Here is a 25678-nt window from a genome sequence, read left to right on the forward strand (position 1 = left end):
CGAGGCCTGAACGCCGGTTCTCCGGCGGCCGGTTCAGTCCAGCTCGGCCAGAATCCGGGCCGCCGCCTCCGCCCCCGCCGAGAACGCGGCCTCGTGCGAGCCGATCAGGTCCGGGCCCAGCTCCTTGGAGTGGAAGTACGAACCCGCCAGCTTCACCCGGGTGCCCTCGTTGGCCCGGTGGATCTCCGGCTGCCGGGCCCGCAGGTCCATGTCGATCACCGGGTGCGTGTAGTCGAAGTCGGCGACGACCGTGCCCGGCGCGGGCGGCCGGGGCGGGTCCAGGGTGACGAAGTAGTCCTGCTCGGCCGAGAGGTCCTGGAGCCGGTTCAGGTAGTACGTCACGAAGCAGCGCGTCACGCCGTCCTGCTCGACCTTGCCGTAGTTCCAGGCACCCCAGCGCGACCGGTCGCCCGGCATCAGCGAGGCGTCGCGGTGCAGCGAGACCCGGGAGCTGCTGTAGCGGACCCCCTCGACGGCCGCCCGCTGCTCGTCCGTCGGGTTCTCCAGCAGGGCGAACGCCTCGTCGGCGTGCGTGGCCAGTACCGCGTAGTCGAAGGACTCGGTGCCGGACGCCGTGGTCACCCGCACCCCGTCGGCCTCCTGGCGTACGGCGGTGGCGGGTTCGGCGAGCCGCAGGTCGGGGCCGATCGCCGCGAGCGCCTTGCGGACGTAGGAGATCGAACCGCCGCCCACCGTGCGCCAGTCGACCCGCCGGCCGCCGAGACCGCCCTCGTCATGGCCGACGAAGAACGCGATCACCGTCGCCGCGGGCATCTCCCAGACCAGCTCCGGGGGCACCGACCACACGGCCGAGCACAGCAGGATCAGATACGAGTGCCGGAACTCCTCGCTGTATCCGCCCCGGTCCAGGTACTCGCCCATCGACACGTCGGCACGGCCTCGCACGAAGTCCCTGCGGCTCTCCTCGTGGAAGCGGCGCACCTCCCGCCACACCCGAGGGAAGTACGGGAACCGCGCCGCGTAGCGCTCCTCGATCGACGCCTCGTCCAGCTCCAGCTCCTCGGTGCCGAACTCCAGTCCGCTGTCGAGGTCGAAGAACTCGAACCCGCCCGGGTGTACGACGGCCTCGACGCCGAGTTCGTCGAAGAAGCCGCACAACTGCGGGTAGAAGCGGCGGTTGAAGACGATGAACGCGGTGTCCAGGCCGAGCACGCGGCCGTTCTCCTCGACCTCCACGGTGCTGGCGTGGCCGCCGGGGCGGGCCTCGCGCTCGAAGAGGGTGATGCGGGCGCGGTCGCGCAGACGGTAGGCCGCGGACAGTCCGGCGGGGCCGGCCCCGATCACGGCGATGTTCGGCGGGGTGTGCTGGGACATGGCAGGTCCTCTCGCTACGAAGTCGGGGTGGTGGGGCGGGAGTTGGAGACGGGCTCGGACCAGGCGGGCTCGTGGCGGTGGATCGTGCCGCCGCCCTCGGTCGCGACGGCCAGCAGATGGTGGGGGGACGGGCGCAGCAGCTGGAGCTGCCAGCGGGCGCCGGTGGCGGGGCGGCGCCGGTCGGTCACGGCGAACCGGCCGGGAGCCAGGCCGCGGAACTCCAGACCGCCCGGACCGCCGGACAGGCCGACGCCGAGCCCCTTGAGATAGGCCTCCGTGAGCACCCACCGCTCACTCGGGTCGCCGTCGGCGTCGGGGGCCCGGTAGGGGGTGGGTCGGCCGGTGGTGTCGGGGGCCCGGTACGGGGTGGGCCGGCCGGTGGTGTCGAGATAGGCGGTCACGAAGCGGGCCTTGTCCGCGTCGAAGGGCACCCGCTCGACGTCCACCCCGCACGCCCGGCCCCGCGTGACCACGCACACGATCAGCCCGGGGGTGTGCGACAGATTGAAGCGCAGCCCCCCGTGGTCGGGCGACGGCTCCGGACGTCCGTGCCGCCCCGTGGTGAACCGCCAGGCGTCCAGGGGCAGTTCGGCGCGGGACCCGAGGGCGATCCGGGCGAGCAGACGCCCGCCGAGGAAGCGGCGCCGGGAGGCCTGGCGGCGCAACCGCGCGAACCGCTCCCGCTCCTCCCGGCCGAGCAGTTCGGCACCGCCCAGGCGCGCGGTCAGCCCGGGCACCCGGTGCTCGGCGAGCGTCCACAGGTCGATCACCTTGGTGTCCGGGGTCAGCGGGCCGTCGCGCACCGGGCCCCCTCGGTGGGCGCGGTACGGTCCGCGAGCGTGATCGGCCAGTGCGACAGCAGCCGGTTGTCCTCGTGCAGCCGGGTCAGCACATCGAGGACCTCGTCGGCGGCGGTGGGGTCGCGATAGGGCTCGTAGGGGTGGAACTGCCGGTTGATCCGCTCCAGTTGGAGCAGCAGCAGGGCCGCGCTGGGCAGTGGGGCGGCCATCGCCTCGCACGAGTGGACGTACGTGTGCACACAGGCGGCGGCCGCGTGGACCAGGCAGTACTCCTGGGCCAGGTCGAAGAGTTCGGCCGAGGTGGCGTAGCCGCGGCCCAGCTCCGCGCGCAGGGCGGAGGCCCGGTCCTCCAGCGGGGCCAGCCGGTTGAGCAGCTGGGCCGCCACGTCGGCGGCCTGGAGCAGCCGGTCGCGGTCCTTGTCGGCGGCCCGGTCGGCGAGCACCCGCAGCCGGACCAGCGACTCGGGCGCGGCCAGCACCGCGTCGTCCAGGCCCCGGCTGGACAGCTCCTGCGCGCCGGGCCGGTAGGGCGGCAGCCCGGTGTCCATGCCGTACAGCACGGCGACCCGCCCGGCCGCCTCGCGGCGCAGCTCCGGGTCCGCCGTGCGCGCCCGCTCCAGCAGGGACGCCAACTGGTGGCCGATGTTGCGCAGGTTGACGATCGTGTTGCCGTCGGCGACGTTCGTCACCATCAGGTCCCGCAGCATCTTCTGGTGCATGCCGAACCGGGGATGCGCGCGCAGGAAGGTACGCGCCCCGAGCACCACGCTCAGCCGCGCGTGGGTCTGCTCCAGCAGCGTCGGCACCACGTACTTGGCCACCGACGACCACACGCTCACCTGCGCCGGCGACGCCTGGACACTGCGCACGGCACCCAGGCACACCGCGTCGGCGACCATCAACTCGGCGAACGACTCGGCGAGTTGCCGCGCGGTGTACGGCGACTCGACGACCGGGCGGTCGAACAGCACCCGGTCCTGGGCGAACTCCAGCGCGGTGCGCAGCGAGGTGTCCACGCCGGACAGTGCCAGGCTGAGGATCACCAGACGCGCGGTCTGGCTGGTCTTGAGGGCGATCTCAAGTCCCTGGCCCTCGGCGCCGACCAGGTCGGAGTCCGGGACGAAGACGCCGTCCATCCTGAGCCCGCTCAGATCCAGCGCCCGGACCCCGTGCAGCTTCAGCATCGGGGTCTCGCGCAGCGTCCCGGCCTCGGCCCGCCACTTGTCGACGACCAGGATCGAGTAGTCACCGGCCCCACCGCGCGGCCCGGTACGGGCGAAGACGACCATGCGGTCGGCGAAGGTGGCGTTGCCGATGGGCCACTTCTCACCCGTGACCCGGTAGCCGCCAGGCACCTTCTCGGCGACCACCTCGTTGCTGAGCAGATCACTGCCGTGCGCCGCCTCGGAGAGCCCCCAGGCGATGCTCACGCCCCGGTGGACGTCGTCGATCTGGCGCCGCTTCTGCTCGTCGGTGCCCGCGATCCACAGCGGGGTGAAGGCCGCGTTGGTCAGCCCCAGCGCGATCGCGGTCGCCCCGTCGCGCCGGGCCACCAGCCGCATCAGCGTGAACCCGGTCTCCGGGTTGCCGGCCTTCCCGCCCTGTTCCTTCGGCAGGCCGTGGTCGAGGAAGCCCCAGCGGTGCAGCATGCTGACGAACGCGTACGGGAAGCTGTCGCGCTCGTCGTGGTCCAGCACGGCGGCGAAGGACATCCGGCTCGCCGGGTCGTGCGGATCGCCGAGATACTCCTCCAGCGACTCGGCCAGTGTGGTCAACTCGGCCTGGGACATCAGGAGTTCTCCCTCGGGTGAGCGGTGCCGGACGCGAGCCGCACGGGCCGCGCGGTCAGCAGCAGGTCGCCGTCCCGGAGCGCCAGGACGGCGTCCAGGGCAGGCTGTTGGTCGGGTCCCGCGCGCCGGGGGTCGGTGCCCTCGGCGCGGGCCAGCAGGAAGGCGAGTGCCGCGCGCAGCCAGCTGGACGCGCCCGGCTCGCCGCCGTACAGCGACAGATGCCGGCTCGCCCACCACAGCCGTACGCAGCAGGCGGCCGCGTGCAGCCAGGCGTACCGCTCGGCCAGGTCCACCAGCGCGTTCGGGTCCGCACCGCGCTGCCGGGCCGCGTCGGCCCGCGCGCCGAGCGAGCCGACCGCGGAGGTCAGCCGCGACACCAGGGCGGTCGTGCGGTCGTCCGCCAGGTGCTCGCACACCGCGTCCGTGATCCCGGTCAGATCACCGAGGACCGGGTCCGCGCCCCGGACCACGAGATCGAGCCGGGCGGGCTCGTACGGCGGCAACTCCCCGTCCAGGGCGAAGACCTGGCGTATCCGCTCCGGGTCCGCCGTGGCGTCCCGGGCGACGAGCGCGGGGATCTGGGCCGCGTAGGCGCGCAGGTTGGCCAGCGGACTGGCGTCGATCACCCGCACCACGCCCACGTCCCGCTGGAGCTTCTGGAACAGGCCCCCGCCGGGCGCCTGTTCCCGCAGGACCGAGCGGGTGGCGAGGACACCGGCACAGCGCCGCAGCACCTCGTCGGTGGCCTCCGCGACGACGTGCTTGGCCGCGAGCGCCCAGACGCTGAATGCCTCCGGGGCCACGTGCACACCCCGGGCGGCCGAGAGCGCCACCGCGTCCGCCGCCACCAGCGCCGCCGACGCGACCGCCAACTCCCGGCGCGCGTAAGGCGTTTCCGCCAACGGTACCCCGGCGACCCGGTGCCGGGCGGCGAAGCCGAGGGTCAGGCGCAGCGCGGTGTCAGCGCAGCCGAGACTTCCGGCCATGCTCATCAGCCGCACCGCCTGCTGGGCGCGTACGGCGATCTCCAGGCCCTCACCCCGCCGGCCCACGAGAGCGTCCTCGGGCACCGGCAGCCCGGTGAAGCGCAGCCGGGCCAGGTCCACGCCCCGCATGCCGCCGGTCCGGGCGGCGGGCTCACGGACCAGCCCCTCGCCGTCCGGGTCCAGCAGGAACGCCGAGAACGCGCCCGGTCCGCGCGCCCCGGTGCGGGCCAGCACGTACACCGCCTCGCAGCGCATGCCGTTGCCGACCAGCCACTTCTCGCCGTACAGCCGCCCGTCCCCGTCGACACGCACCTCACCGGCGAGCAGATCGCTGCCGTGCGCGGCCTCGGTCATCGCGAACGCCACCGTGCCGCCACGCGTGAGGACGTCGGCCGCCCGGCGCCGCTGCTCCGCACTGCCGTGCAGCTGGAGACAGGTGGCCGCGATGATCCCGAACATCGTGCCGGGCATGATGTTCACGTCCCGGCGGGCCGCCGCCCGCACCAGCGTCAGACTGCGGTCGAACGACTCCAGCTCACCGCCCCAGGCCGGCGGCAGATAGTTGAGGTGGAAACCCGCCGAGACCAGCTTGCGGCACAGGTCGTCGGGGTGGGCGTCGGCCTCGTCACGGGCCACGGCGGCGGCGAAGCCGTACGGATTGTGCGGGTCCTCGGGGTCCCCGAGCAGTTCCTCGACCGCCTCGGGGGTCAGCCCGCTCATCGGGCGGCCTCCGACAGCGCGGGCAGCTCCAGCGGCACGGGGAGGTAGTCCGCCGCCGAGGGCGGCAGGGCGACCCCGGCCGTGGCCAGCTGGGCGGTGCGGGTGTGGAAGGCGGCGCCCCGCATCAGATGGTGGGCCACGTCGGCGACCGTCCGGTTCCCCGGAGTGCTCAGGTAACTCCCGGACACCCAGGCGTTGAAGCTGCCCATCGCCGGGCCGCACCAGATCTGGAAGTCGGCGGTGCGGTCGCTCTCACCCGTCACCGCCCACCGCGAGGCCATGCCCAGGTACCAGCGGAACACCAGCGCCATCCGCCGCTTCGGGTTGTCCGCGGCACGGCTCAACTGGTCGGGGTCGCGCCGGGTGAAGTACTCGACGCACTCCTGCCACACCTCCGCCAGCGGCCGACGGAACACCTGGGACTCCAGACGCTCCCGCTCGGCGGCGGGCAGCGCCTCGATACCGTCGTAGGTCTGGTAGAGCCGGTACAGCTGGGCGGCCCGCATCGGGAACATCGAGCCGCGGCGCAGGACCTGGAGCTCCACGCCCATCTCGAACATGTCGGCCGCGGGCGCCATCGCGCAGTCGGCGACGTCCGCGCGGGCCAGCAGCTCACGGGCGGCAGGGGACGTCCCGGACTCCAGACAGGCCTGGTTGACGGAGCCCGTCACCACATAGGCCGCGCCCATCGCGAACGCGGCCGCGACCGCCGTGGGAGTGCCCAGACCTCCGGCCGCGCCCACCCGGATCGGCGTCGCGTAGTGGTGCTCGCGCTGGATCGCGTGACACACCCGCTGGATCACCGGGAACAGCGCCGGAAGCGGACGGCGGTCGGTGTGGCCGCCGGAGTCCGCCTCCACCGTGATGTCGTCGGCCAGCGGCACGTGGTGGGCCAACTGCGCCTGCTCGGCCGTGATCAGACCCTCCCGCAGCAGGGAGTCCACCAGCGCGGCGGGCGCGGGACGTACGAAGCGCTCCGCGGTCTCCGGCCGGGACACCTTGGCGATGATCCGGTGACCGGCCACCACCCGCCCCGACGGGTCCCGGCGCAGCCCCGCCAGCCGGTAGCGCACGATGTGCGGCGTCAGGTCCATGAAGGCCGACGCCTCCACGCACCGCACCCCGTGCTCCAGGAACAGCGACACCGCCTCGCGCTCCAGGCGCTCCTCGCTCGGGCTGTGGATCAGGTTGACGGCGTACGGCAGCCCGGGGATCTCGGCCGAGAACCGGGCCAGCGCCCGCGCGATGTGCCGGGGCAGCAGCCCCGCCGCGCCGAAGGAGGCGAGGAAGCCCCGCCGGGCCAGCGCGATCACCAGGTCGGCGGAGGCGATCCCGCCGGCCATCGCGCCCGCCATGTAGGCGTACCGCACGCCGTGCGCGGCCCGGAAACCGGCCGACCCCAGCCGCTGCGGAGGCAGCGCGGGGACGGCGGCCAGCACGGCGGGCCCGGTACCGCCGACGGCCGCCCCGCCGCCCGCGACGGCGCCGATGCCCTGCGGCGCGGCCACGACGAAGCACGGCTCCTCGACCCGGCCGAGAACCTGCTGGACACCGGCCGGGTCGATGCTCGGGCCGCCCTCTCCGTACCAACGGAGCGGTTCTGCGGGGGAGTTCACGGAGGGTCCGTCGGTGGACGAGGTGTGCATGGGTGGGGTGCTCTTGGACTCAGGGGTGTTCATGGCCTCTGGGGTGTTCATGGACTCGACTGCTCCTCGGGCTGCGGGGTCAGCCCGCGTCGGGGCGGACTTCGACGGCGACGTCGGTGAGTTCGTAGATGCGCAGCCGCGGCTTCCACAGGCTCGCGTCGGCGATCAGCAGCAACCGGCCGGGCTCCCGGCGGATCTCCTTGACGTGCACGTCGAAGGAGAGCTCCTCGTCCGGGCGCAGGATCTGTCCCCGGTACTTCCAGGACATCTCGACGTCGGTAGCCATCGCGAACCTCGGCCGCTCCATGCCCTCGGCGAGGTTCTCCTCCAGCACGAACAGCCGCATCGCCTGGAGCACCGCCTCGACGCCGAGCGAGCCCGGCATCACCGGGTCCCGGTGGAAGTGGCGGTCGAAATACCACTCGTCGGCGCGGATCTTGCGGTGACCGTGCAGATAACCCTTGCCGAACGTGCCGCCGTCGGCGACCAGGTCGACCCGGTCCACGAGATGGAAGCGGTCCCCGGGCAACCGTAGGAAACCGCCCGCCGGATCGGTGAACGCGGGCGCCTCGTCGGGGAGTTCGATACGGCGGACCCGCTCAGCGGCCGGCCGCTCCGCCTCGATCCACGGCTCCTGGTACGCGCCCCGGTCCAGGCCCACCTGGTTGGCCAGGGCGGCCTCGCTGAAGTACCCGAACATGGACTCGCCGGTGTAGAACACCTCGCCGTCCGCGGAGAGTTCGTAGGAGAAGTTCTGGAGCACGGCACCGGAGACCACGCTCGTGCTCAGCAGCGTCGAGCGGTGCCGGACCGTCCGTCCGCGCGGGTCCACGTCCTTGACGAGGGTGGCGCGGCCGTCGAGGTTGCGGATCGCGTACTCCTCGTCCGGCTGGCGCAGGGTCGCGCCGAGGTAGTAGCCGAGGAAGATCGCGGCCTGGAGCGAGGACTCCATGTACACGAAGTTCGGCATGTGCGGGTAGGAGTTCTCGCGGTAGTACCAGGCGTCCTCGGGGGAGTCGTACTCGGTGACCATCTCCGAGCCGGGGCCGAGGTCGCCGCGCGTGCCCTTCAGGGACATGACCCGGTCGACGAACTGGAAGTCCCCGTTGGGGATGTACGGCGCCCTGCCGGTCCGGTAGATCTCGAACTCCGGGCCCATCGCCATGTCCAGCAACCCCTGGGCGGCGTGCGCCAGATGCAGCTCGTTGATCATGGCGGGCTCGCCGGCCCTGTTGCGGCGGCCCAGGAACTCCGGGACACCACCGGGGCCCGGGCGGTAGGGGGTGCCGGGCTTCTCCACGATCTGAAGACCCAGGTCCCGCATCCGCACCACCGGCTTGTCCCCGAGGTACACCAGCACATCGGCGATCACCGTGGGGCGGGGCAGCAGCGTCAGCTCGGTGACCTCGACCTCGTACCGGATCTCGGCGTCCTTCGGGGTGACCTGGCCGCGCACCTGGACGTCGATCCGGCGGCCCGTGACCGTCTGGAAACGGGCGTCGGGGAGCGTCAGGTGCAGGCCCTGGTGCATCAGATAGACCTGGAGCAGCTGGACCGCGCCCTCCGCGATCAACGAGCCCGCGAGGACCGGGTCGTCGGGGAAGTGGCAGGTGAAGTACCAGGCGTCCGGCTGGAGTCGCTTCACCGCGGTGATCAGCCCGAGCCCGCACGGGCCGCCCTTGCGGTCCACGGTGACCTCGTCGACCATCCGCAGCCGTGAATCCGGCAGCCGCAGCGCGGGGTTGAGGCCGGGGTCCTGGGCGTGGTCCGGTCCGAAGACCTCCCCGGGGCGGCCCTGGGCGAGCAACTCCAGGTCCGTGGCGTCGAGTCGGTCCTTTTGCGCGTACGCCAGCGGCTTGAAGGTCCCTCGCGGAAGCGCCGCGCGACGGGCCCTGTCCTTGTCGGTGATCACCACACCGAGCGGGGTGTCCAGCTCGGCCTTGCTGAAGAACCCGGCGCAGGCGTCCTTGAGTTCGAGGATCAGCTCGCCGTCGGCGTAGCAGAGGTAGCTGAAGAAGAAGATGGTCGTGTCGCCCTGGTGGACGAAACGGTCGATCGAGATGTCGTAGCGCAGCGTCTGGCCGGTGGTCGGCAGCCCGCCGTGGAAGATCAGCGAGCTGTCGAGCAGGCGGTAGACGCGGTCGCCCTTGTTGCGGAAGTCGATCCCGAGATAGCTCACCAGCAGCAGGTCGCACTGCCCCGACTCCACGGTCACGGCCGGCGGTACCCCGCCGTCCACGGCGTACCAGGCGTCCTCGGGGACGTCGTACTCCGTGGTGATGCGGGACGGTTCGAGAACACCGGGCTTCGCGTCGAGCGCGGTGACGCGGGTGACGAAGTGGTACGGCGGTGCGGGCAGCCGGACGCGGGCGCGGAAGCCGTCGATCTCGGCGAACTCGGGCCCGAAGACCTTGGCGACGGAGCCGGTGGCGAACTCCAGGAGGTCGGCCTCGTCCCAGACGACACCCTCGTGGATCTTCGGGGAGGGGGGTTCGGGGGTGGCGGGGGCGAGGGCCGGGGTGCGGACGGCTGCCTTCGCGGGGGGCGTGGGCGTGGGCGTGGGCGTGGGCGTGGGAATGGGCATGGCCGTGGGCGTTACGAGCAGTGCCTCGGCGCGGTCCAGTGCGGCCGACTGGAGGATCCGGTGCGTCTCCATCACCACGCCGTGGGTCGCGACGATGTCCCGGCGCAGGTCGCGCACGAGGTCGGCGGCGATGGCCGCGCGGCGGGAGGGGGCGGTGGGCGGCGCCTGGAACGGGGAGGCGGAAGGGGGACCGGACGGGGCTTCGGGGCGGGGCGACGGCGGGCGGTGCGGGGCGGGGGCGGTACGGGCGAGGACGCCCTCGGCCGGGGGCCGGGCCGCCCAGGGGAGAGCCGTGACCGGGTCCCCGTCGAAGGTGATGACCTCGGGCACCTCGTCGAGCGTGGGGTCGGCGGGCATGACGTCGGGGACCTCCGGCGGAGCGGGTGGGGTGGGGAGGGGAGGAGCGGAGCGGGCGGTCGGGACGGGGGCGCCGGGCGACGAGCCGGCTCCGATGGCGGATGTGGCGGTGGGACCGGCAGCGAGGGTGGGCGTGGCGGTGAGACCGGCCGCGCGTGCGGGCGTGCCGACGAGACCGGCGGCCAGGTCGGCCTCCCGCTCACCTTCCGCTGCCGCCGAAGCGCCCCGTCCCGCCGACAGAACCGCCGCCGCCTCGCGCGCCACCCGCACCGGAATGGGCTCGCCTCCGCCCACCCGCACCTTCGGCAGGCGACGCGGCCGTGACGCTACGGCGGGACGGTCGGTCGGTGCGGCATCGAGCAGTGCGGTCAGGTCGACCGGGAGGCCGTGGCCGACGAGACGGGCCGCCAGGTGGGCGAGGGGAGTCGTCGCGGAGGTGCCGCGGCGGTCGACACAGGCGGCCATGTGCGGGGCGTCGCCCAGGGTTTCGCGGATCCAGCGGGTGCAGGTGGCGCCGGGACCCACCTCGATGAAGTAGCGGTAGCCGCTCTCGTACGCCGCGTGCACCAGGCGCGGGAAGTCGATCGTGGAGCGCAGGGTGTGGGCGATGCGCTGCGGGGAGTCGGCCAGCCGCTCGGCGGGCAGGGGCTCGTAGTCGTAGGCGCTGAAGAGCTCCAGGTCGCCGAACGAGCCGGTCGGGTAGTCGTTGAGCGCGGCCAGGCCGGTCAACTCCGGGTCCACCACCGGGCAGTGCATGACGACGTTGACCGGCGAACGGGCGGCGGGGCAGCCCAACTCGGCGATCAGCGCCCGGCATTGGGCCGGATCGCCCGCGATCACCACTTCCCCGGGGGTGTTGACGTGCGTGAGGTGCACCCGGTCGTGGCGGGCCAGCGCCGCCATGACGGGCTCGGCGGCCGACAGGAGCACGTGGGAGGCCCAGACGTTCTCGTCGGGGACGTCCTCCGACAGCCCCCACGACTCCCGCACCGTGCGCCGGGGACCGCACAACCGGTCCTGGAACACCGGGCTTTCGGTCAGCAGCGAGTCACTGCGCCCCGCCGGGTCCCAACCCCCGGACGCGAACAGCATGCTGGCCTCGCCGAGGCTGTAGCCGAACCCGCCGTGCGCGGTGACGCCCAGGACGTCCCGCACCAGCGCGGTGTACAGGATCGCGAAGCTGGTGCCGGTGGCGAGCATGAACGGCACGTCGTCGCCCAGTCGTTCCTCCCACCGCATCAGATCGCGCCGGGTCAGGGCGGTCGCCGTACGGGGATACAGCTGGGCCGCGCGCAGCATGCGGGCCGGCTGCGTGGCCTGTGCCTCGAAACGGTCGAGCAGGGCCGGGAAGGCCCGGAAGAGATCCGCGCCGAGCCCGGGATAGCTGTTGAAGGCGCCCGGATAGACCAGGGCGACCCGCCCCTCGGGACCCAGCGGCCGGGGCGTGAAGAAGGAACCGGCCGGGGTGGCCCACTCCCTTCCCTCGGCGTACGCGCCGGGCAAGTCCCTTACTGCCGAGGCGAGTTGTCGTAGCAGGGCCTCGCGGTCGGCGCCCACGAGGACGGCCCGCAGCCGGCGCCCGTCGAGCCCGGCCGCCGCCTCCCGTGCCAGGGCCCGGGGATCACCGCCGTCCGTCAGCAGGACCCGATGGCGCTCGGCCTCCGCGACCAGCCCCTCGGGGGTGTCGGCGGCGAGCGCCAGCAGGACGGGGCCCTGTGCGCCGTACCAGTCGGCGGTGGCGCGCGGGCGTTCGGCGGCGGGCACCGAGGACAGCACGATGTGGGCGTGCGAACCGCCCGCGCCCAGGACGTCGACGGCCGCGTGGCGACGGCCGTCCTGCTCCTCCCGCAGCCAGGGGCGCGAGGCGTCGGGGACGTACAGCGCCGACGCGGCGAAGGCGTCCGCGAGCGCGTCGTCCGGACGGCGCCAGCCCCGCGTACCCGGCAGATACGCGTGCCGCACGCACAGCGCGGCCTTGATCAGCCCGGCGATCCCGGCCGCGCACACCGCGTCACCGAGCTGCGCCTTGACACTGCCCAGCGCGGTACCGCCGGGGCCCGCGCGGTACACCTCCGCCAGCGCGGCGAGCTCCGCCCGGTCCCCCTCGGGGGTGCCCGGCGCGTGCGCCTCCACACAGCCCACGTCGGCCGCGTCCACACCCGCCTGGAGCAGCGCGGCCCGCGCCGCCTCGGCGAGGGCCTTCGTCGATACGGCGGGCAGCGCGCCGTCAGCCGGCGCGTACCGTACGGCCGTCCCCGCGATCCGGGCGTACACCCGCCGCCGGGACAGCGGGCCGTCGGCGCGGGTGAGGACCAGGGCACCGGCGCCCTCGCCCACGACCCGGCCGCCGTCGCCCTCGTTGAAGGTGAGGCCCGGCGTGGAGCGGACCTCCGGGTCGAGCAGCAGGTTCTCCGCCGAACCGGCCAGGTCCACGCCGCCGACCAGGACCGCCTCCAGGTCCGGGTCGAGCAGCAGCAGCCGGGCCACCTCCAGGGCTTGGGCGGTGCCCGCGCCCTCGGCGGACAGCGTGAAGGAGGGACCGGTGAGGTTCCAGCGGGAGGAGATCCGGCCGGCCATCACATTGCCGATGTAGCTGAGCACCTCGTTGGCGCCGATCGGGTCCACCACGGCGTCCCGGGCCACCTCGGCGAGCGCCGCCCGCTGCTCCTCCGTCAGCTCCACGCCCGCCTTGTCGAACTCGCGGCGCAGGAAGGTGCCGAGCCCGTAGCGGGTCAGCCGGGCGTGCGTGTACGGCTCGATCTCCGTCACCACGACCACGGCGACCCGCCGGGACTCCGGGGCGCCGCTCACCAGTCCCGCGTCCCGCAGCGCCTCGTCGGCGACCTCGGTCATCAGCGCGTGCTGCGGGTTGTAGATCCGCAAGTCGGCGGGCGGCACCCGGAGTTCGGCCGGATCGACCTCCACGCCGTCCACGAAGGCGCCGTGCGGGGCGTCGGCGGCGAGACCCGCCCGCTCCAGAGTGCCGCCCTCGGTACGGTCCAGGCCGCGCCAGCGCCGCTCGGGCAGCGGACGCAGGTCCGGCGCACCGCTGTGCACCGCACGCTCGAAGGCGTCCAGGGAGCCCAACGAGCCGAAGTGCGCGCCGAGTCCGACGATGTCCAGGGCGGGGAGGGATGCCGAGGACTCCGGGCGGACCCTGGAGTGGGGCTCCGGGGCTGGAGCGGGGGTGGAGGGGGACTCCGTGGCGGTGGGGGTCGTAGATCCGTGGTCCTCGGCTGTGGGGGGTGTGGTGCCATGTGCCTTGTGAGGGGAGGTAGTTGGGGTGCGGTCCGGTGGTGACGACAGGACGACGTGCGCGTTCGTGCCGCCGAAGCCGAACGCCGAGACCGCTGCCCGGCGGGGGCCCGGGCCCTCGGGCCACCGGCGGGCTGCGCGGACCAGGGTGTCCGCGCCGACCTTGCCGTCCTTCGAGGAGATCGGGTCGGTGACGCCGATGGTCGGTGGGATGACGCCGTCCGCCATGGCGAGGATGACCTTGAGCAGGCTGCTGAGGCCGCCCACGGTGAGGAGATGGCCGACGTTGCCCTTGACCGAGCCGTGCGCGGGGACCTTGCCGTGGGTTCCGAAGAACTCGGCGACGGACTCCGCCTCGGTGGCGTCGCCGATGGGGGTGCCGGTGGCGTGGCACTCCAGGTAGTCGATGTCGGCGGGGCGCACGCCGGAAGCGGCGTAGGCGCGGGCGAGGGCGTCGAGTTGGCCGCTCTTGTTCGGGACCAGGGGGTGGCGTCCGGAGCCGTCGTTGGACAGGCCGATGCCGTCCACCACGGCGTGGATGCGGTCGCCGTCCCGGAGCGCGTCATCGAGTCGCCGCACCGCGACCATGCCGGCGCCCTGCCCGGTGACGATGCCGCCGGAACGGGCGTCGAAGGGCTGGCTGAAGCCGTCCTCCGGATAGGCGTGCAGATCGGAGAAGGAGAGGTGGATCAGCGTCGGATCGGGAGCGCAGACCGCGCCCGCGAGCGCCAGGTCCACCTCCCCGGAGGCGAGATGACCGCACGCCAGGCTCAGCGCGTACAACGCGGAGGAACAGGCGGCGTCCAGGCAGTAGCGGGGGCCGCCGAGACCCAGGGCGGCGGCGGTGACCGCGGCGGGCGAACCGCTCACCCGCAGGTTCTCCGGCACGATCGCCGCCCGGTCGATCAGGCTGTACGACTCCGGGAACGCCGCCGGCTCGGGCAGCCCGGCCCGGCGCAGCCCGGCGAGCACCGCCTCCTGCGCCAGCGGGACGCTCACCTCGGCCGAAGTCGGAGTGGGGAACGAGTAGTTGCCCATCACGAGGGCTGTGCGGGCCAGGGTCTCGGGCCGACCGTCCAGACCGCAGTCCCGCAGCGCCTCGCGGGCCGCGTACAGGGACCAGTGGAAGATGCGGTCCAGCCGGGAGAGTTCGGCGGCGTCGAGTCGGTAGCCGCTCGGGTCGAAGGCGAAGTCGGTGACGAACCCGCCCCTGCGGGAGGTGAGTCGGTGGCGCGGATCGAGGTCACGCGCGTCGGGCGCGGACCCGAAGACCTCCGTACCGCCCTCGTGGCGGCTGTCCGTGCCGGCGCGGAGGTTGCGGCGGAACTCCTCGGGAGTCCGGGCGCCGGGGAACAGACACGAGATCCCGACGATGGCGAACTTGCTCATGACAGCTGTCTCCTCCAAGGTGCCGCGTCCCGGCGGGTGTTGAGGCCGTCGCGGGCGCACACCCGCCGGGACCGCGGCCGGAAATCGGCTCGGCTCGCTCAGCGGCTGGCGAACTTCGCGGCCAGCTGCGGGGTGGACACCAGGGACACACCGACCAGGCGCAGCAGCACCCGCCCGTCCGGGGCGCACGCCGTCACCGTGACCGAGGCGCCGGTTCCGGACGCCGTCTCCGGCGCGACGACCACGAGGAACGGCTCACCGCTCGGCAGCACCTCGTACAGCTCGGTCCGGCGCACCGCCATCGGCAGGGCGGCCGTGTCGAAGTGGCTGCGCATCCACACCAGCGCCGCCTGGAGCAGCAGGTCCGCGGTGGCCGGCGTGTAGCGGTCGGTTCCGAACGCCTGACCGGCCGAGGGGAGTTCAGCCAGCTCGCACTCGACGACGAAGTTCGCGGCCGTCGCGTTCAGCACCCGGCGCAGCCCGCGCAGGGACTCTCCGTGGAAGAGCGTGCCGTCGTCGTAGAAGCCCCGTGCGTCGCTGCCGCCGCCCAGGGCGGGGAGGGCGCTCTGCCGTTCCGGGGTCCGGCGGGTGCCTTGGTCCAGGACCACGGTGGCCGCGTAATGGGGGCGTACGGATCCGTCGTCGGCGGTGGAGACGATCGTGACGTTGGCGGTCGTGGAGTCGGCGGTCGCGGAGTTGGCGGTCGTGCCGTCGGCGGTGGTCGAGATGGTCAGCCGCAGTCGGCCGTCGAAGCCGCCGTCGAAGATGACGCCTTTGTGGACGGCGAAGTCGCGGACCTCGGCGACCGTGCGGCCGGTGAGGCGTTCGACGGCACCGGCCGCCCAGCCCAGCGCCGCCGCGGCGGGCAGCACGGGGGCGTCCCCGATCACGTGGTCGGCGAGCAGCGGGTCGGTCAGGAGGTCGCTCAGGTCGCGCTCCAGGACGAACGGGCCGGTGCGGACCGGGAGTTCGGGTGCCGACAGGGGAGTGGTCGGGCCGAGGACCGTGACGACGTCACCGGACCGTTCGGGGGCGAACTGCTCGGTGAACAGGCGCGTTCCGGTCTCCTCCGGGATCAGGGCGATGCCCCGCTCCTCGAACACCGCCTTGATCTGCGGCGAGACCATGCCGCTGTCCCAGGCACCCCAGTTGAGGGCGGAGACATGGGCCTTGGGGTGGGTGCGCCTGAAGGATGCGGCCCAGGTGTTGAGCACCTCGTTGGCCATCGCGTAGTCCGACTGGCCCCGGTTGCCGAAGAACCCGGCGACCGACGAGAACAGCACCACGTGGCGCAGCCGTTCGGCGGGCAGCGCGGCCGTCACCGACCGCAGACCGCCGAGCTTCACGGCGAAGACCCGCTCGATCTCGGCCGCCTTCTTCGCGGAGATCAGCTGATCGGCGAGGACCCCGGCACCGTGCACCAGACCGGTGATCCGCTCCCGGTACGGGGCGAGTGCGGCGGCGGTCGCGGCGGTGTCGGTGATGTCCACCGGGAGGTACTCGACCTCGCTGCCCGCGGCTCGTACGGCGGCCAGGGTCTTCCTGACCTCCCGCTCGCCCACGACCGCCCGGTACAGCTGCTCGACCCGCTTGGGGGTCGGCTTCTCGCCCGTCTCCCTGAGCCGGCCGGCCGCGGCGGCCTTCAGTCCGGCCGGGGCCGTCACGCCGTGCGCCCAGTCGGGTTCGTTACCGAGGGGGGTGCGGCCCAGGAGCAGGAGGCCGGGCTTGTGGGTGCGGGCCAGCTCTTCGACGCACCGGGCGGTGATGCCGCGGGCTCCGCCGGTGACGACGAGGAGGTCGTCGGGGGTGAGGGGGGAGGCGGGCTCGGTGATGACCTCGCTCTCCCTTTCACCTTCACCCAGGGTCAGCGCGACCCGTCGGACACCGTCATGTCCCACCTGGACCGGGCCGACCGCCGCGTCGTGGATCTCCGTGAGGATCAGCTCGGCCGCCTCGGCGGCACCGAGTGCGGGCGCCAAGTCGACGGCCCGGCAGAAGAGTTCGGGTGCTTCCACGGCCAGCGTCTTGGCCAGCCCGCCGATACCGCCCGCTGGCACCGCGTCCTCCGAGACTCCGCCGAGCCCGAAAGCGCCGTCCAGGCGGGTGACGGTGACGAAGGCGGCCCGGTGGCCGTCGGCGGCGGCTGCCGTCAGCGGGGCCACCAGGTGCCGGGCGACGAGCAGTTGATGTGCCAGCCGTCGCACGCCCTCGGACCACGGCAGTTCGTCCGCCGCCGTGAAGCCCACGGCCAGGTGCACCTTCTCGGTGCCCAACTCCTGGAACCGGGCGGCCAGTTCGTTGGCGCCCCAGCCGGTCAGCGGAAGCTCCCGCACCCCGGCCACGCGCTCCGGTACCCCGGCCACACGCTCCGGTACCCCGGCCTCGCGCTCCGGTACCCCGGCCACGCGCTCCGGCACCCCGGGCAGCCGCAGCGACCGCACCTGCCAGCCGGCCGCGACCAGCCGTGCCGTCACGGCCTCGGCGACCTCGCTGCCGTCGTTCACGACCAGCGCGGTCGCGGCCTGCGGGAACGCCCCCACGAGCCGGTCGGGAAGAGGCAGCTCCACCAACTCCGCCTGCCCGCGGCCGATCAGGGACGGCGTCACGATCTGCGCCGCCTCCACCTTGACCGGAGCGGTGCTGCTCGGTGCCTCGGCGACCGGCGTCCCGTTCAACCCGGTCACGAAGCCCACGATGTCGGCGAGGGTGCGGAGTTCGGCGAGGTGCTCCGGGCCGATGGGGGTGGGGGAGGGGAAGCGTTCTTGGAGGACGCCCATGATTTCGACGCGTTTGATGGAGTCGATGCCGAGGTCTGCTTCGACGTCCATGGTGAGGTCGAGCATCTCGGCCGGGTAGCCGGTCTTCTGGGCCACGACGTCGAGGAGGGCGGTGCGGACGTCGTCGGGGGCGGGGGCGGGGGCGGTTGGTGCCGGTATCGGTGTCGGTGCCGGTTCCGTTGCTGCGGACGTGGGGCCGCTGAGCTCCAGCACGAAGCCGACGATCTCGTTGAGGGTGCGGAGTTCGGCGAGGTGTTCGGGGCCTGCGGGGGTGGGGGAGGGGAAGCGTTCCTGGAGGACGCCCATGATCTCGACGCGCTTGATGGAGTCGATGCCGAGGTCTGCTTCGACGTCCATGGTGAGGTCGAGCATTTCCGCCGGGTAGCCGGTCTTCTCCGCCACCACGCCGAGGAGGGCCTTGGTGACGTCGTCGGCGTTGACGCGCGCGACCGGAGCCGAGGTGACGGCGGTCGCCCGAGCTGTCGTGCCGCCCAGGCTGAAGACGAAGCCGACGATCTCGCTCAGGGTGCGGAGTTCGGCGAGGTGCTCGGGGCCGACCGGGGTGGGGGAGGGGAAGCGTTCCTGGAGGACGCCCATGATCTCGACGCGCTTGATGGAGTCGATGCCCAAGTCCGCCTCCACGTCCATGGCGAGATCGAGCATCTCGGCCGGGTAACCCGTCTTCTGCGCCACCACGTCGAGCAGTGCCGCCGCGATGTCCTCCTTGGTGGCGGTGGCCGACGTGGGAGCCTCGGGGAGCTTGGGCGCGGGGGTTCCGGCCGGCGGGAGCGCCGCGGTCGCGGGCGGGGCCGGGGCGGGCAGGGCGGGCGGCTCGGGAGCGGCCGGAGGCGCGGCTACGGCGATGGGGGCCGCGGCGATGGCGGGCGCGGGCGCCGACGCGGCCGTCAACGGCGTTGCCGGGAGCGCGGGTTCGGCGGCCGGAGCCGTCGAGGGCCGGGTGCCGGCGGGCACTGTCGGGGTCTGGGTGCCGGCGAGTTCCATGGACGCCAGGTCCCGCAGGATCTCGCTGGCCCGCAGGTGGGTGCGGCCGATGGCCAGGCCGTGCTCCTTGACCGAGGCCACGCCCGGGGTCACCGCTTCGACGCGGCCCTGCTCGTCGGCCCGTTCCAGGAGGCCCATCATGCGGTGCGCGGTGTCCAACTGGCTGCGCAGATACTCGTCGTGCAGGGAGAGATGACCGGCGATCAGTTCGGTGAGCTGGTCGGCCGCCGGAGCGGCTGTTCCGAGGTCGTCGTGTTCCACGGGCTTGTTCTCCAGGACGTCTGTGGGGACGGAGAGAGCGACGGACGCCGGTGCGGCGGCGACGGTCGGGGTGGCCTCGGCGGGCGTGATCGTGATGCCCGGCGCGTCGGCCAGGACGGGGGACGCACCGGGTGCGTGCGCGGACCAGGCAGGTCCGTCGGAGTTCGCCACATGACGCGCCGAGGGACCGGCGGACGGCACGGCCGCGACGGGAGACACGCCTCCGCCTCCGTCACCTGAGACGGCACCGTCACCTGAGACGGCTCCGTCACCTGAGACGGCACCGACGCCCGACGCCACCGGCTCCAGCACGGATTCCCGTCCCGAGAGCGTCACCCGGTACCCGTTCTCCAGCGCCTCCCGATACGCCTCCCGACGCGCCTGCGGCACATGGTTGATGCCGTTCAGCGGCACGGTCATCCCCTTGACGGGCTCCACGGCCACCGGCTCCGCCGCATACCGGTCCGCCGTCGCCAACGGCATCCCGAGGACGAAGAGTTGAGCCACCCCACGCTTCAGGGTGAGATCCGCGTCGCCCCCGCTGCCGGGGTCCAGCTGCACCGCGTGGTGCTCCCGCTCGCCGAGGATCCGCCCGACCAGCCGGGTCAGCACGCCCTTCGGCCCGAACTCCACGAACGTGCGGAACCCCGCCGCGTACATCTCCTCCACTCGGTCGCTGAACTCGACCGGCCGCACCAACTGGTCCACCAGCGTGCGCCGGTTGGCGTCGGCGTCCGTGCCGTACGAGGCGCCGGGCGAGTTGGCGAACACCGGGCCGCGCGGCGCACGGATCTCGGCGTCGGCGACCCGGCGGCCGAACTCCTCGACGGCATGGGCGACGAACGGCGTGTGGAAGGCCGCCGACACCGGCAGCCGCAGCGCCCGCACCCCGGCAGCGCCCGCCGCCTCGACGAACCGCTCCACGGCGTCCGTGGCACCGCCGAGCACGATCTGGTCCGCCGCGTTGCGGTTGCAGACGATCAACGAGGGGTGCGCGGCGAGGAGTTGAGCGAGGCTGTCCTCGGACGCCGTCACGGCCGCCATGGCACCCGGGTCGAAGCCCGGGTCGGCGTCGGCGGGCGGCGCCATCGCCGCGCCCCGCGCCCTGGCCAGGGCGAAGTAGGTGTCGTCGTCGATGGCCTCGGCGGCCCACAGCGCGGTCAGCTCGCCGAAGCTGTGCCCGAGGAACCCGTCGGCGGTGAAGCCGAGTTCGCTGAGATAGCGGAACTGTCCGGCCGAGAGCGCGCCGATGGCGGGCTGGGCGTACTCGGTGCGGCGCAGCTCGCTGTCCTGGGCGGCGCGGGCCACCTCGTCGAAGGCGGGTGGCGGGAACGCGACCCGGGACAGCGGGAGTTCGGACTCCGCGAAGGCCGCGTTGGCCCGGTCGAAGGCCGCCCGCAGCGGAGGCAGTGCCAGCACCGCGTCCCGTCCGGGCTCGACGTACTGGCTGCCCTGCCCGGCGAAGAGCGCGGCCACCTTGCCGAGCCCGGCCGCGGACGCGCGGAAGTAGACGCCCTTCGGGTGCGACCAGGACCCGGCGGTCGGCCTGGCCCGCAGCTCGGCCACGGCCAGGGCGCGCAGCTCGGCGAGTTCGGCGTCGGTGCGGGCGACCAGCGCGAGTCGCGGACGGCCGGCCGGAGCGGGCGAGGTCGCCGACTCGGCGCCGCTCTCCAGCGCCCGCACCAGACTGTTCATGTCAGGTTCATGCCATACATGAATCCGGCTCACGGGGAACAGCACCCGCAGGTCCTCGCCGTCGCCGTGCTCCTCCAGCACCACGTGGAAGTTGGTGCCGCCGAAGCCGAACGACGAGACGCCCGCCCGGCGCCTGGGGCGGTGCGGGTCACGGATCCAGGGGCGGGTGCGCGTGCCGACGTAGAACGGGCTGTCGGCCCAGTCGATCGCGGGGTTCGGCCGGTCCACGTTGATCGTCGGCGGCAGCAGCCGGTGGTGCAGCGCGAGCGCCAGCTTGATCATCCCGGCCGCGCCCGCCGCCGCCTTGGTGTGGCCGATCTGCGACTTCACACTGCCGACCGCGGCGAAGTTCCGCTCCTCGGTGAACTCCGAGACCACCGCGGACAGCGCCGACAGCTCGGTGGCCTCGCCGACCGCCGTCCCCGTGCCGTGCGCCTCGAAGAGCTCGACGGAGGCGGGGGACACGTCCGCGTCCTCGTACGCCCGGCGCAGGGCGGTCATCTGCCCCTCCTTGCGCGGGGCGTAGATCGACTTGAACCGGCCGTCGCTGGAGGAGCCGATGCCCCGCAGCACTGCGTAGATCCGGTTCCCGTCCCGCTCCGCGTCGGAGAGCCGGCGCAGCGCCAGCATGCCGATGCCCTCGCCGATCAGCGTGCCGTCGGCGCTCTCGTCGAACGGGCGGATACGGCCCGCCTTGGAGAAGGCCGGCGTCTTGCTGAAGCACAGGTACATGAAGATGGTGTTCTCGGCGTCGCAGCCGCCCACCAGCATCATGTCGGCGCGCCGCTCCAGGAGTTCACTCACGGCGGTCTTCACCGCGCCCAGCGAACTGGCGCAGGCCGCGTCGATCGTCATGTTGGTGCCGCCCAGGTCGAGGCGGTTGGCGATCCGGCCCGCGACGACGTTGCCCAGCATCCCCGGGAAGGAGTTCTCCTCCCAGGGCGCGTACGCCAGCTTGAACTTCTCCGCGATCTCCTCCGCGTCCCGCTCCGACAGCCCGCAGGAGCGGACCACCTCCTTGAGGACCGGAGTCTGGAGCCGGGCGGTCAGCGGCTGGGTGAGCTGGTTGGCACCGGTCACCCCGAGCACCACACCGGTGCGCGAGGCGTCGTACCAGTCCTGTCCGGCGCCCGCGTCCCGCAGCAGGTCGCGGGCGACGACGAGGCTCAACAGCTGGAGCACGTCGGTGACTTCGAGGGTGTTGGGCGGCAGCCCGAACTCCAGCGGGTTGAAGGGCACGGTGGGGATGAAGCCGCCACGCCTGGCATACGTCTTGTCGGGTGCGGCGGGGTCGGAGTCGTAGTGCTCCGACACGTCCCAGTGGGTGGCCGGGACGTCCTCGATGCAGTCGGCGGCGGAGACGACGTTCGCCCAGAACTCGCGCAGGTCGCGCGACTTGGGGTACAGGGCGGACAGCCCGACGATCGCTATGGGATCGCGGGCGAGCCGGCGGTCGAGGTCATGGGGACGCGAAGCGTTCACGGCGAGGCTCTCTTGGTCGGACGGCGGGCCGGAGTGCGGCCCGGTACGGTTCGGGGCCCTGTGGGTGACGCGGGGGGCGGCGGTTTCAGGCGGCGGCGAGCAGCGGGGCGATCACACCGAGGGCGTCGGGGCGGCTGAGCATCGTGTAGTGGTCGCCCGGACAGGTGTGCAGGGCCAGCCCGTGCCGGGCCAGCGGGCGCCAGCCGAGCGTGGGGTCGCCCGGGATGAGGCTCCGCTCCGCCTTCACCAGCACCAGCGGCAGCGGTGCCGGACCGGGGCGGTGGGGCGCGGTGAGACGGTTGTTGCGCAACAGGCCGTCCACGTAGGTGTCGTAGAGCTTGCGCAGGCCCGGCAGCGGGGTGCCCGGGAGCAGGGCCCCGGCCGCGAGGGCCGCGTCGAGGACGACGGGCAGTCCGTCGTCGACGTCCCGGCCGGCGAGGGCGTCCGGGGCGAGGGCGACGGTGCGTCCCCGCTTCGCCCCGAGGTACATCGCGAACCAGCCGAGAAGCAGGGCGGGTTCGAGCGCGTCGTCGGGCTGCTGGTACTCCTCGGTGGGCGCGATGCTGTCGAGGAGCACCAGGCGCTCGGGCAGCCGGCCGGCCGGCAGCGACCGGGTCATGGCGTGCGCCAGGACCCCGCCGAAGGACCAACCGACCAGTGTCCAGGGGCCGTTCACCGGGGCCATGGCGGCGAGCAGCCGGTCGGCGAGGTCGGCCACGGTGGTCGCCGCCCGGCCCCCGGTCAGCGCGGCGTCCGCGTACTCCGCGACCGCCCCCAGGTCCAGGACGGTCAGTCCGTCCCCGTCGGGCAGCGCGTCGGCCAGGCCCTGGTGGACCACGGCCGGGAGCGCGCCAGGGTGGACGACGTACACCGTCCGCCCGCCGGGTGCGGCGGACCGGAACGGGCGGGCTACCGGGGGCCTCGTGTCACGCGGCGGCCGCACGCTCGGCGCTCTCTTCGGCGAGGTAGGCCGCGAGGTCCTTGACGGTCGGGTGGTACCAGAGGGTCGTGGTGCTCAGCTCGAAGCCGAGCCAGTTCTCCAGCTCACCCGCGAGGATCAGCGCCTCCGTCGAGTCGAGGTCCAGCTCGTCGAAGAAGACCTCGCGCGAGACCTCGGCGGGCGCCACGCCCAGTCGGTGGGCGATCTTCTCGATCAGCCAGCTCTCGGCCTCGGCAGCGGTCACTACGGCCATGACGGTCGTCCTTCCCTTACGCGCGCTCCTCCGGGGACTCCGGGGCGCGGGTGAATGGGCATGCGGGAGTGCCGTCGCACGGGCCGTCCAGGGGTGAGCGGGGGACGGCACGCGGCGGCGTACTGAGGACACGGATCCGGAAACCGACCCGAATCCTCAATCGATACTTGAGCGGTGTTCCAGTTCTGCGAATGCCGTCGAGAGCGGCGACGGCATCACGGCAGTGAGTTTCTGTCTGGTCTGTACAACTGTCGACGCCACTTCGGAGTGGCCGCCCGAAGTATGCAGGTCACAGTGTTGCCAGATGGTGGAATGCTGAACAAGCACTCTTCCGTAGAGTGGAAAGAATTCTGAGTTTACGGGCGTAGAACCGCAGCTGCCTTAACGCGCCGGCTTTGCCCTCGCCTCGTTGCGGAAAGCACCGGGCGTGGTGTTCACCCGCCGGGCGAAGAACTTGCCGAAGTTGGTCACCTCGGAGAACCCCAGCTGCCGCGCGACGGCGCTGACGGTCAGGTCCGTGTGGGCCAGGAGGCGGCGGGCCTCGAGTGCGACCCGGGCGTCGATGACGTCCTTGGCGGACGTGCCGGTCACCGCGCGGCAGGCGCGGGACAGGGCGCGGGTGCTGCAACTGAGCGCGGCGGCGTAGTCCTCCACCAGCCGGGTGACGTGGTACGAGCGGTCGAGCTCGCGGCGGAAGCGCAGGAACAGTTCGCCGTTGTCGCTGGTCAGGAAGTCGGCCTCGGTCCGCGCGTGCCGTGCGCGGCACATCTGGTCGATGTGCAGGAGCGCGACCGTGAGCAGATGCTTCAGCAGGTCCTCGCCCAGGCCCCGGTCGGTCCGCCGGAACTCCTCCTCCAGCAGGTTCAGCACCCGCTGGAACGCGCCGAACTCGCTGTCCGAGAGCTGCCAGTGCGAGGGCCGCAGGACGTCGTTGAGCATGGCCATGTGGGCGCCCATCCGCAGCGGGAACGCCTCCGTGAACATGAGGACGTCCGCCTCCATGCCGGGCCGCGGAAACGACTGGATCACCTGATCCGGCCGTACCCAGAGCAAAGTGCCCCGGCGGCAGGGATAACAGGTGGAGTCGATCGACAGGGCGCCCTCGCCGTCGGTGATCAGCAGGATCTGGTGGAAGTCGAGCCGGTGCGGAGCGGCGATGACATCCACGGAGATGTAGTCGAGGAGTTTGCTCAGGCGCTCGACAGTGATACCGAGACCAGGTCGGCAAACCGGGGTGTATGGGACGAGCGGGATCGGTAACGATGCGAAATCGACCATGAGCGTTCCGAGATCGACCTTTCTCCAGTCACTTGATACGTCAATGATAAGGGTGGCCGCCCGTCGTCAGATCACGTCTGACCTTGCTTGAAACGAGTCAGCGCGCGCCCCTGGCGCGCAGGTGAAGGGAACTCGACGGGATGATCTCCCCCCACTCCAGACCGACGGAGCGCTCTGTCGTCGACCGGACGCTCAGCATCCTCGACAGCTTCGACCGGGACCACCCGTGTCTGACCCTCAGCGACATCAGCCGGCGCTCGCGGCTGCCGGTCGCGACCGTGCACCGTATCGTCAGCAAACTCGCGGGCTGGGGAGCCCTGGAGCGCAACGCCGACGGCGCCTACCGCATCGGGCTGCGCCTGTGGGAGATGGCGGAACTGGCGCCCCGCTGCGCGTCGTTGGCCGAAGGCGCCCAGCCGTATCTGGTCAGCCTGCACGTGCAGACCTCGGCCGCGGCGTTCATCGCGATCCGCGACGGCAACGACGTACTGTGCCCGTCCTTCGTCTCCAGCGACCCGCGGGCCGCGGCGTACTTCGGCACCCGGGGCCGCCGACTGCCCGCACACGCCACCTCGGCCGGTCTGGTGCTCCTCGCGTACGGCGGTGAGGAGGTGCTCGACGCGGTGTGCGGCGGGGTGCTGCGCGCGTTCACCCCGGCCACCATCACCGACGCGGAGGTGCTGCGCAATCGTCTCTCCACCGTCAGGCGGCAGGGTTACGCCCTCGTCCAGAGCACCCTGGTCGACGGCCGTGGCTCCCTCTCGGTACCCCTGCGCGACAGCCGCGGTGCCGTGGTCGCCGCGATCGGAGTGGTGGGCCCCGTCGCGGTCATCGAGCCGATGAAGCTGCTGCCCCACGTCCGCGGCGCCGCCGACGCCATCTCACGGCACATCGAGATGGTGGACGGCTGCCGGCCCTCGGAGGTCGGTTCCTGAGGCGCGGGGCCGGGGCGGGCGGACGGCCCTGACCCGGAGACCGGGGTGGGGGCCGGTGGACGGTCCGTAGGGGGGTTCTGCGGCGGGGGCTGCTACAGCGCCGGGGCGATGCCGGCGCGGGTCCGCGTGCTGCGGGCTGCCTGTACTTCCGTCGGCTCCCGGCCGGCCCGGTCCGCGGTGCCGTCGCTGAGGG

At 72.9% G+C, this 25678-nt stretch carries 11 protein-coding genes; 1 reads left to right on the top strand and 10 read right to left on the bottom strand.

All coding sequences use genetic code 11. The features are described 5' to 3' along the window. Window positions 1-33: 33 nt before the first annotated feature. The 10 genes from G3I78_RS30775 to G3I78_RS30820 all read right to left on the bottom strand — a co-directional run bounded on the left by G3I78_RS30775 (window position 34) and on the right by G3I78_RS30820 (window position 24439). On the bottom strand, window positions 34-1335 hold the full coding sequence (locus tag G3I78_RS30775; protein ID WP_164430497.1) for an FAD-dependent oxidoreductase: 1302 nt from the start codon (window positions 1333-1335) through the stop codon (window positions 34-36). Window positions 1336-1349: 14 nt separating this feature from the next. Continuing rightward, window positions 1350-2138 carry a 4-phosphopantetheinyl transferase gene (locus tag G3I78_RS30780; RefSeq protein ID WP_164430499.1) on the bottom strand — a complete coding sequence of 263 codons (789 nt, stop codon included), beginning with the start codon at window positions 2136-2138 and terminating at the stop codon, window positions 1350-1352. Next, window positions 2120-3925: an acyl-CoA dehydrogenase family protein gene (locus G3I78_RS30785; protein WP_164430501.1), complete on the bottom strand. Its 1806-nt coding sequence runs from the start codon at window positions 3923-3925 to the stop codon at window positions 2120-2122. The genes G3I78_RS30780 and G3I78_RS30785 overlap by 19 nt, the downstream gene beginning before the upstream one ends. Then, window positions 3925-5631 (bottom strand): acyl-CoA dehydrogenase, encoded by a 1707-nt coding sequence (locus G3I78_RS30790; RefSeq protein WP_164430502.1) that lies wholly within the window; start codon window positions 5629-5631, stop codon window positions 3925-3927. Before G3I78_RS30790 ends, G3I78_RS30785 begins: the two co-directional genes overlap by 1 nt. Then, window positions 5628-7328, bottom strand: a complete 1701-nt coding sequence (locus G3I78_RS30795; RefSeq protein WP_239158142.1) for a PfaD family polyunsaturated fatty acid/polyketide biosynthesis protein — start codon at window positions 7326-7328, stop codon at window positions 5628-5630. Before G3I78_RS30795 ends, G3I78_RS30790 begins: the two co-directional genes overlap by 4 nt. 28 nt (window positions 7329-7356) lie before the next feature. Next, window positions 7357-14862, bottom strand: a complete 7506-nt coding sequence (locus tag G3I78_RS30800; RefSeq protein ID WP_164430504.1) for a beta-ketoacyl synthase N-terminal-like domain-containing protein — start codon at window positions 14860-14862, stop codon at window positions 7357-7359. 98 nt (window positions 14863-14960) lie between these two features. Next, window positions 14961-22079 (bottom strand): type I polyketide synthase, encoded by a 7119-nt coding sequence (locus G3I78_RS53265; RefSeq protein WP_164430505.1) that lies wholly within the window; start codon window positions 22077-22079, stop codon window positions 14961-14963. Between the two features lie 85 nt (window positions 22080-22164). After that, complete coding sequence (locus G3I78_RS30810; RefSeq protein ID WP_164430507.1) at window positions 22165-23022, bottom strand: thioesterase domain-containing protein; 858 nt, start codon at window positions 23020-23022, stop codon at window positions 22165-22167. Further along, a complete protein-coding gene (locus tag G3I78_RS30815; RefSeq protein WP_164430509.1) occupies window positions 23006-23272 on the bottom strand; it encodes an acyl carrier protein in 267 nt (88 codons plus the stop codon). Before G3I78_RS30815 ends, G3I78_RS30810 begins: the two co-directional genes overlap by 17 nt. A 381-nt stretch (window positions 23273-23653) precedes the next feature. Then, the gene (locus tag G3I78_RS30820) at window positions 23654-24439 is read right to left on the bottom strand and encodes an AraC family transcriptional regulator (RefSeq protein ID WP_343243886.1); all 786 of its coding nucleotides are present in this window, start codon (window positions 24437-24439) and stop codon (window positions 23654-23656) included. Between the two features lie 251 nt (window positions 24440-24690). On the opposite strand from G3I78_RS30820, the gene G3I78_RS30825 reads away from it, so the two are divergent. Next, window positions 24691-25485, top strand: a complete 795-nt coding sequence (locus G3I78_RS30825) for an IclR family transcriptional regulator (RefSeq protein WP_164430513.1) — start codon at window positions 24691-24693, stop codon at window positions 25483-25485. Window positions 25486-25678: the final 193 nt, after the last annotated feature.

Source organism: Streptomyces sp. SID13726 (genome assembly GCF_010548375.1).
Classification (GTDB): domain Bacteria; phylum Actinomycetota; class Actinomycetes; order Streptomycetales; family Streptomycetaceae; genus Streptomyces.

Bases quoted from the DNA above. Each gene is read 5' to 3' on its own strand.
- G3I78_RS30785 (WP_164430501.1), bottom strand. From the start codon at position 3,925: ATGTCCCAGGCCGAGTTGACCACACTGGCCGAGTCGCTGGAGGAGTAT.
- G3I78_RS30790 (WP_164430502.1), bottom strand. From the start codon at position 5,631: ATGAGCGGGCTGACCCCCGAGGCGGTCGAGGAACTGCTCGGGGACCCC.
- G3I78_RS30825 (WP_164430513.1), top strand. From the start codon at position 24,691: ATGATCTCCCCCCACTCCAGACCGACGGAGCGCTCTGTCGTCGACCGG.
- G3I78_RS30795 (WP_239158142.1), bottom strand. From the start codon at position 7,328: ATGAACACCCCAGAGGCCATGAACACCCCTGAGTCCAAGAGCACCCCA.
- G3I78_RS30815 (WP_164430509.1), bottom strand. From the start codon at position 23,272: ATGGCCGTAGTGACCGCTGCCGAGGCCGAGAGCTGGCTGATCGAGAAG.
- G3I78_RS30775 (WP_164430497.1), bottom strand. From the start codon at position 1,335: ATGTCCCAGCACACCCCGCCGAACATCGCCGTGATCGGGGCCGGCCCC.
- G3I78_RS30800 (WP_164430504.1), bottom strand. From the start codon at position 14,862: ATGAGCAAGTTCGCCATCGTCGGGATCTCGTGTCTGTTCCCCGGCGCC.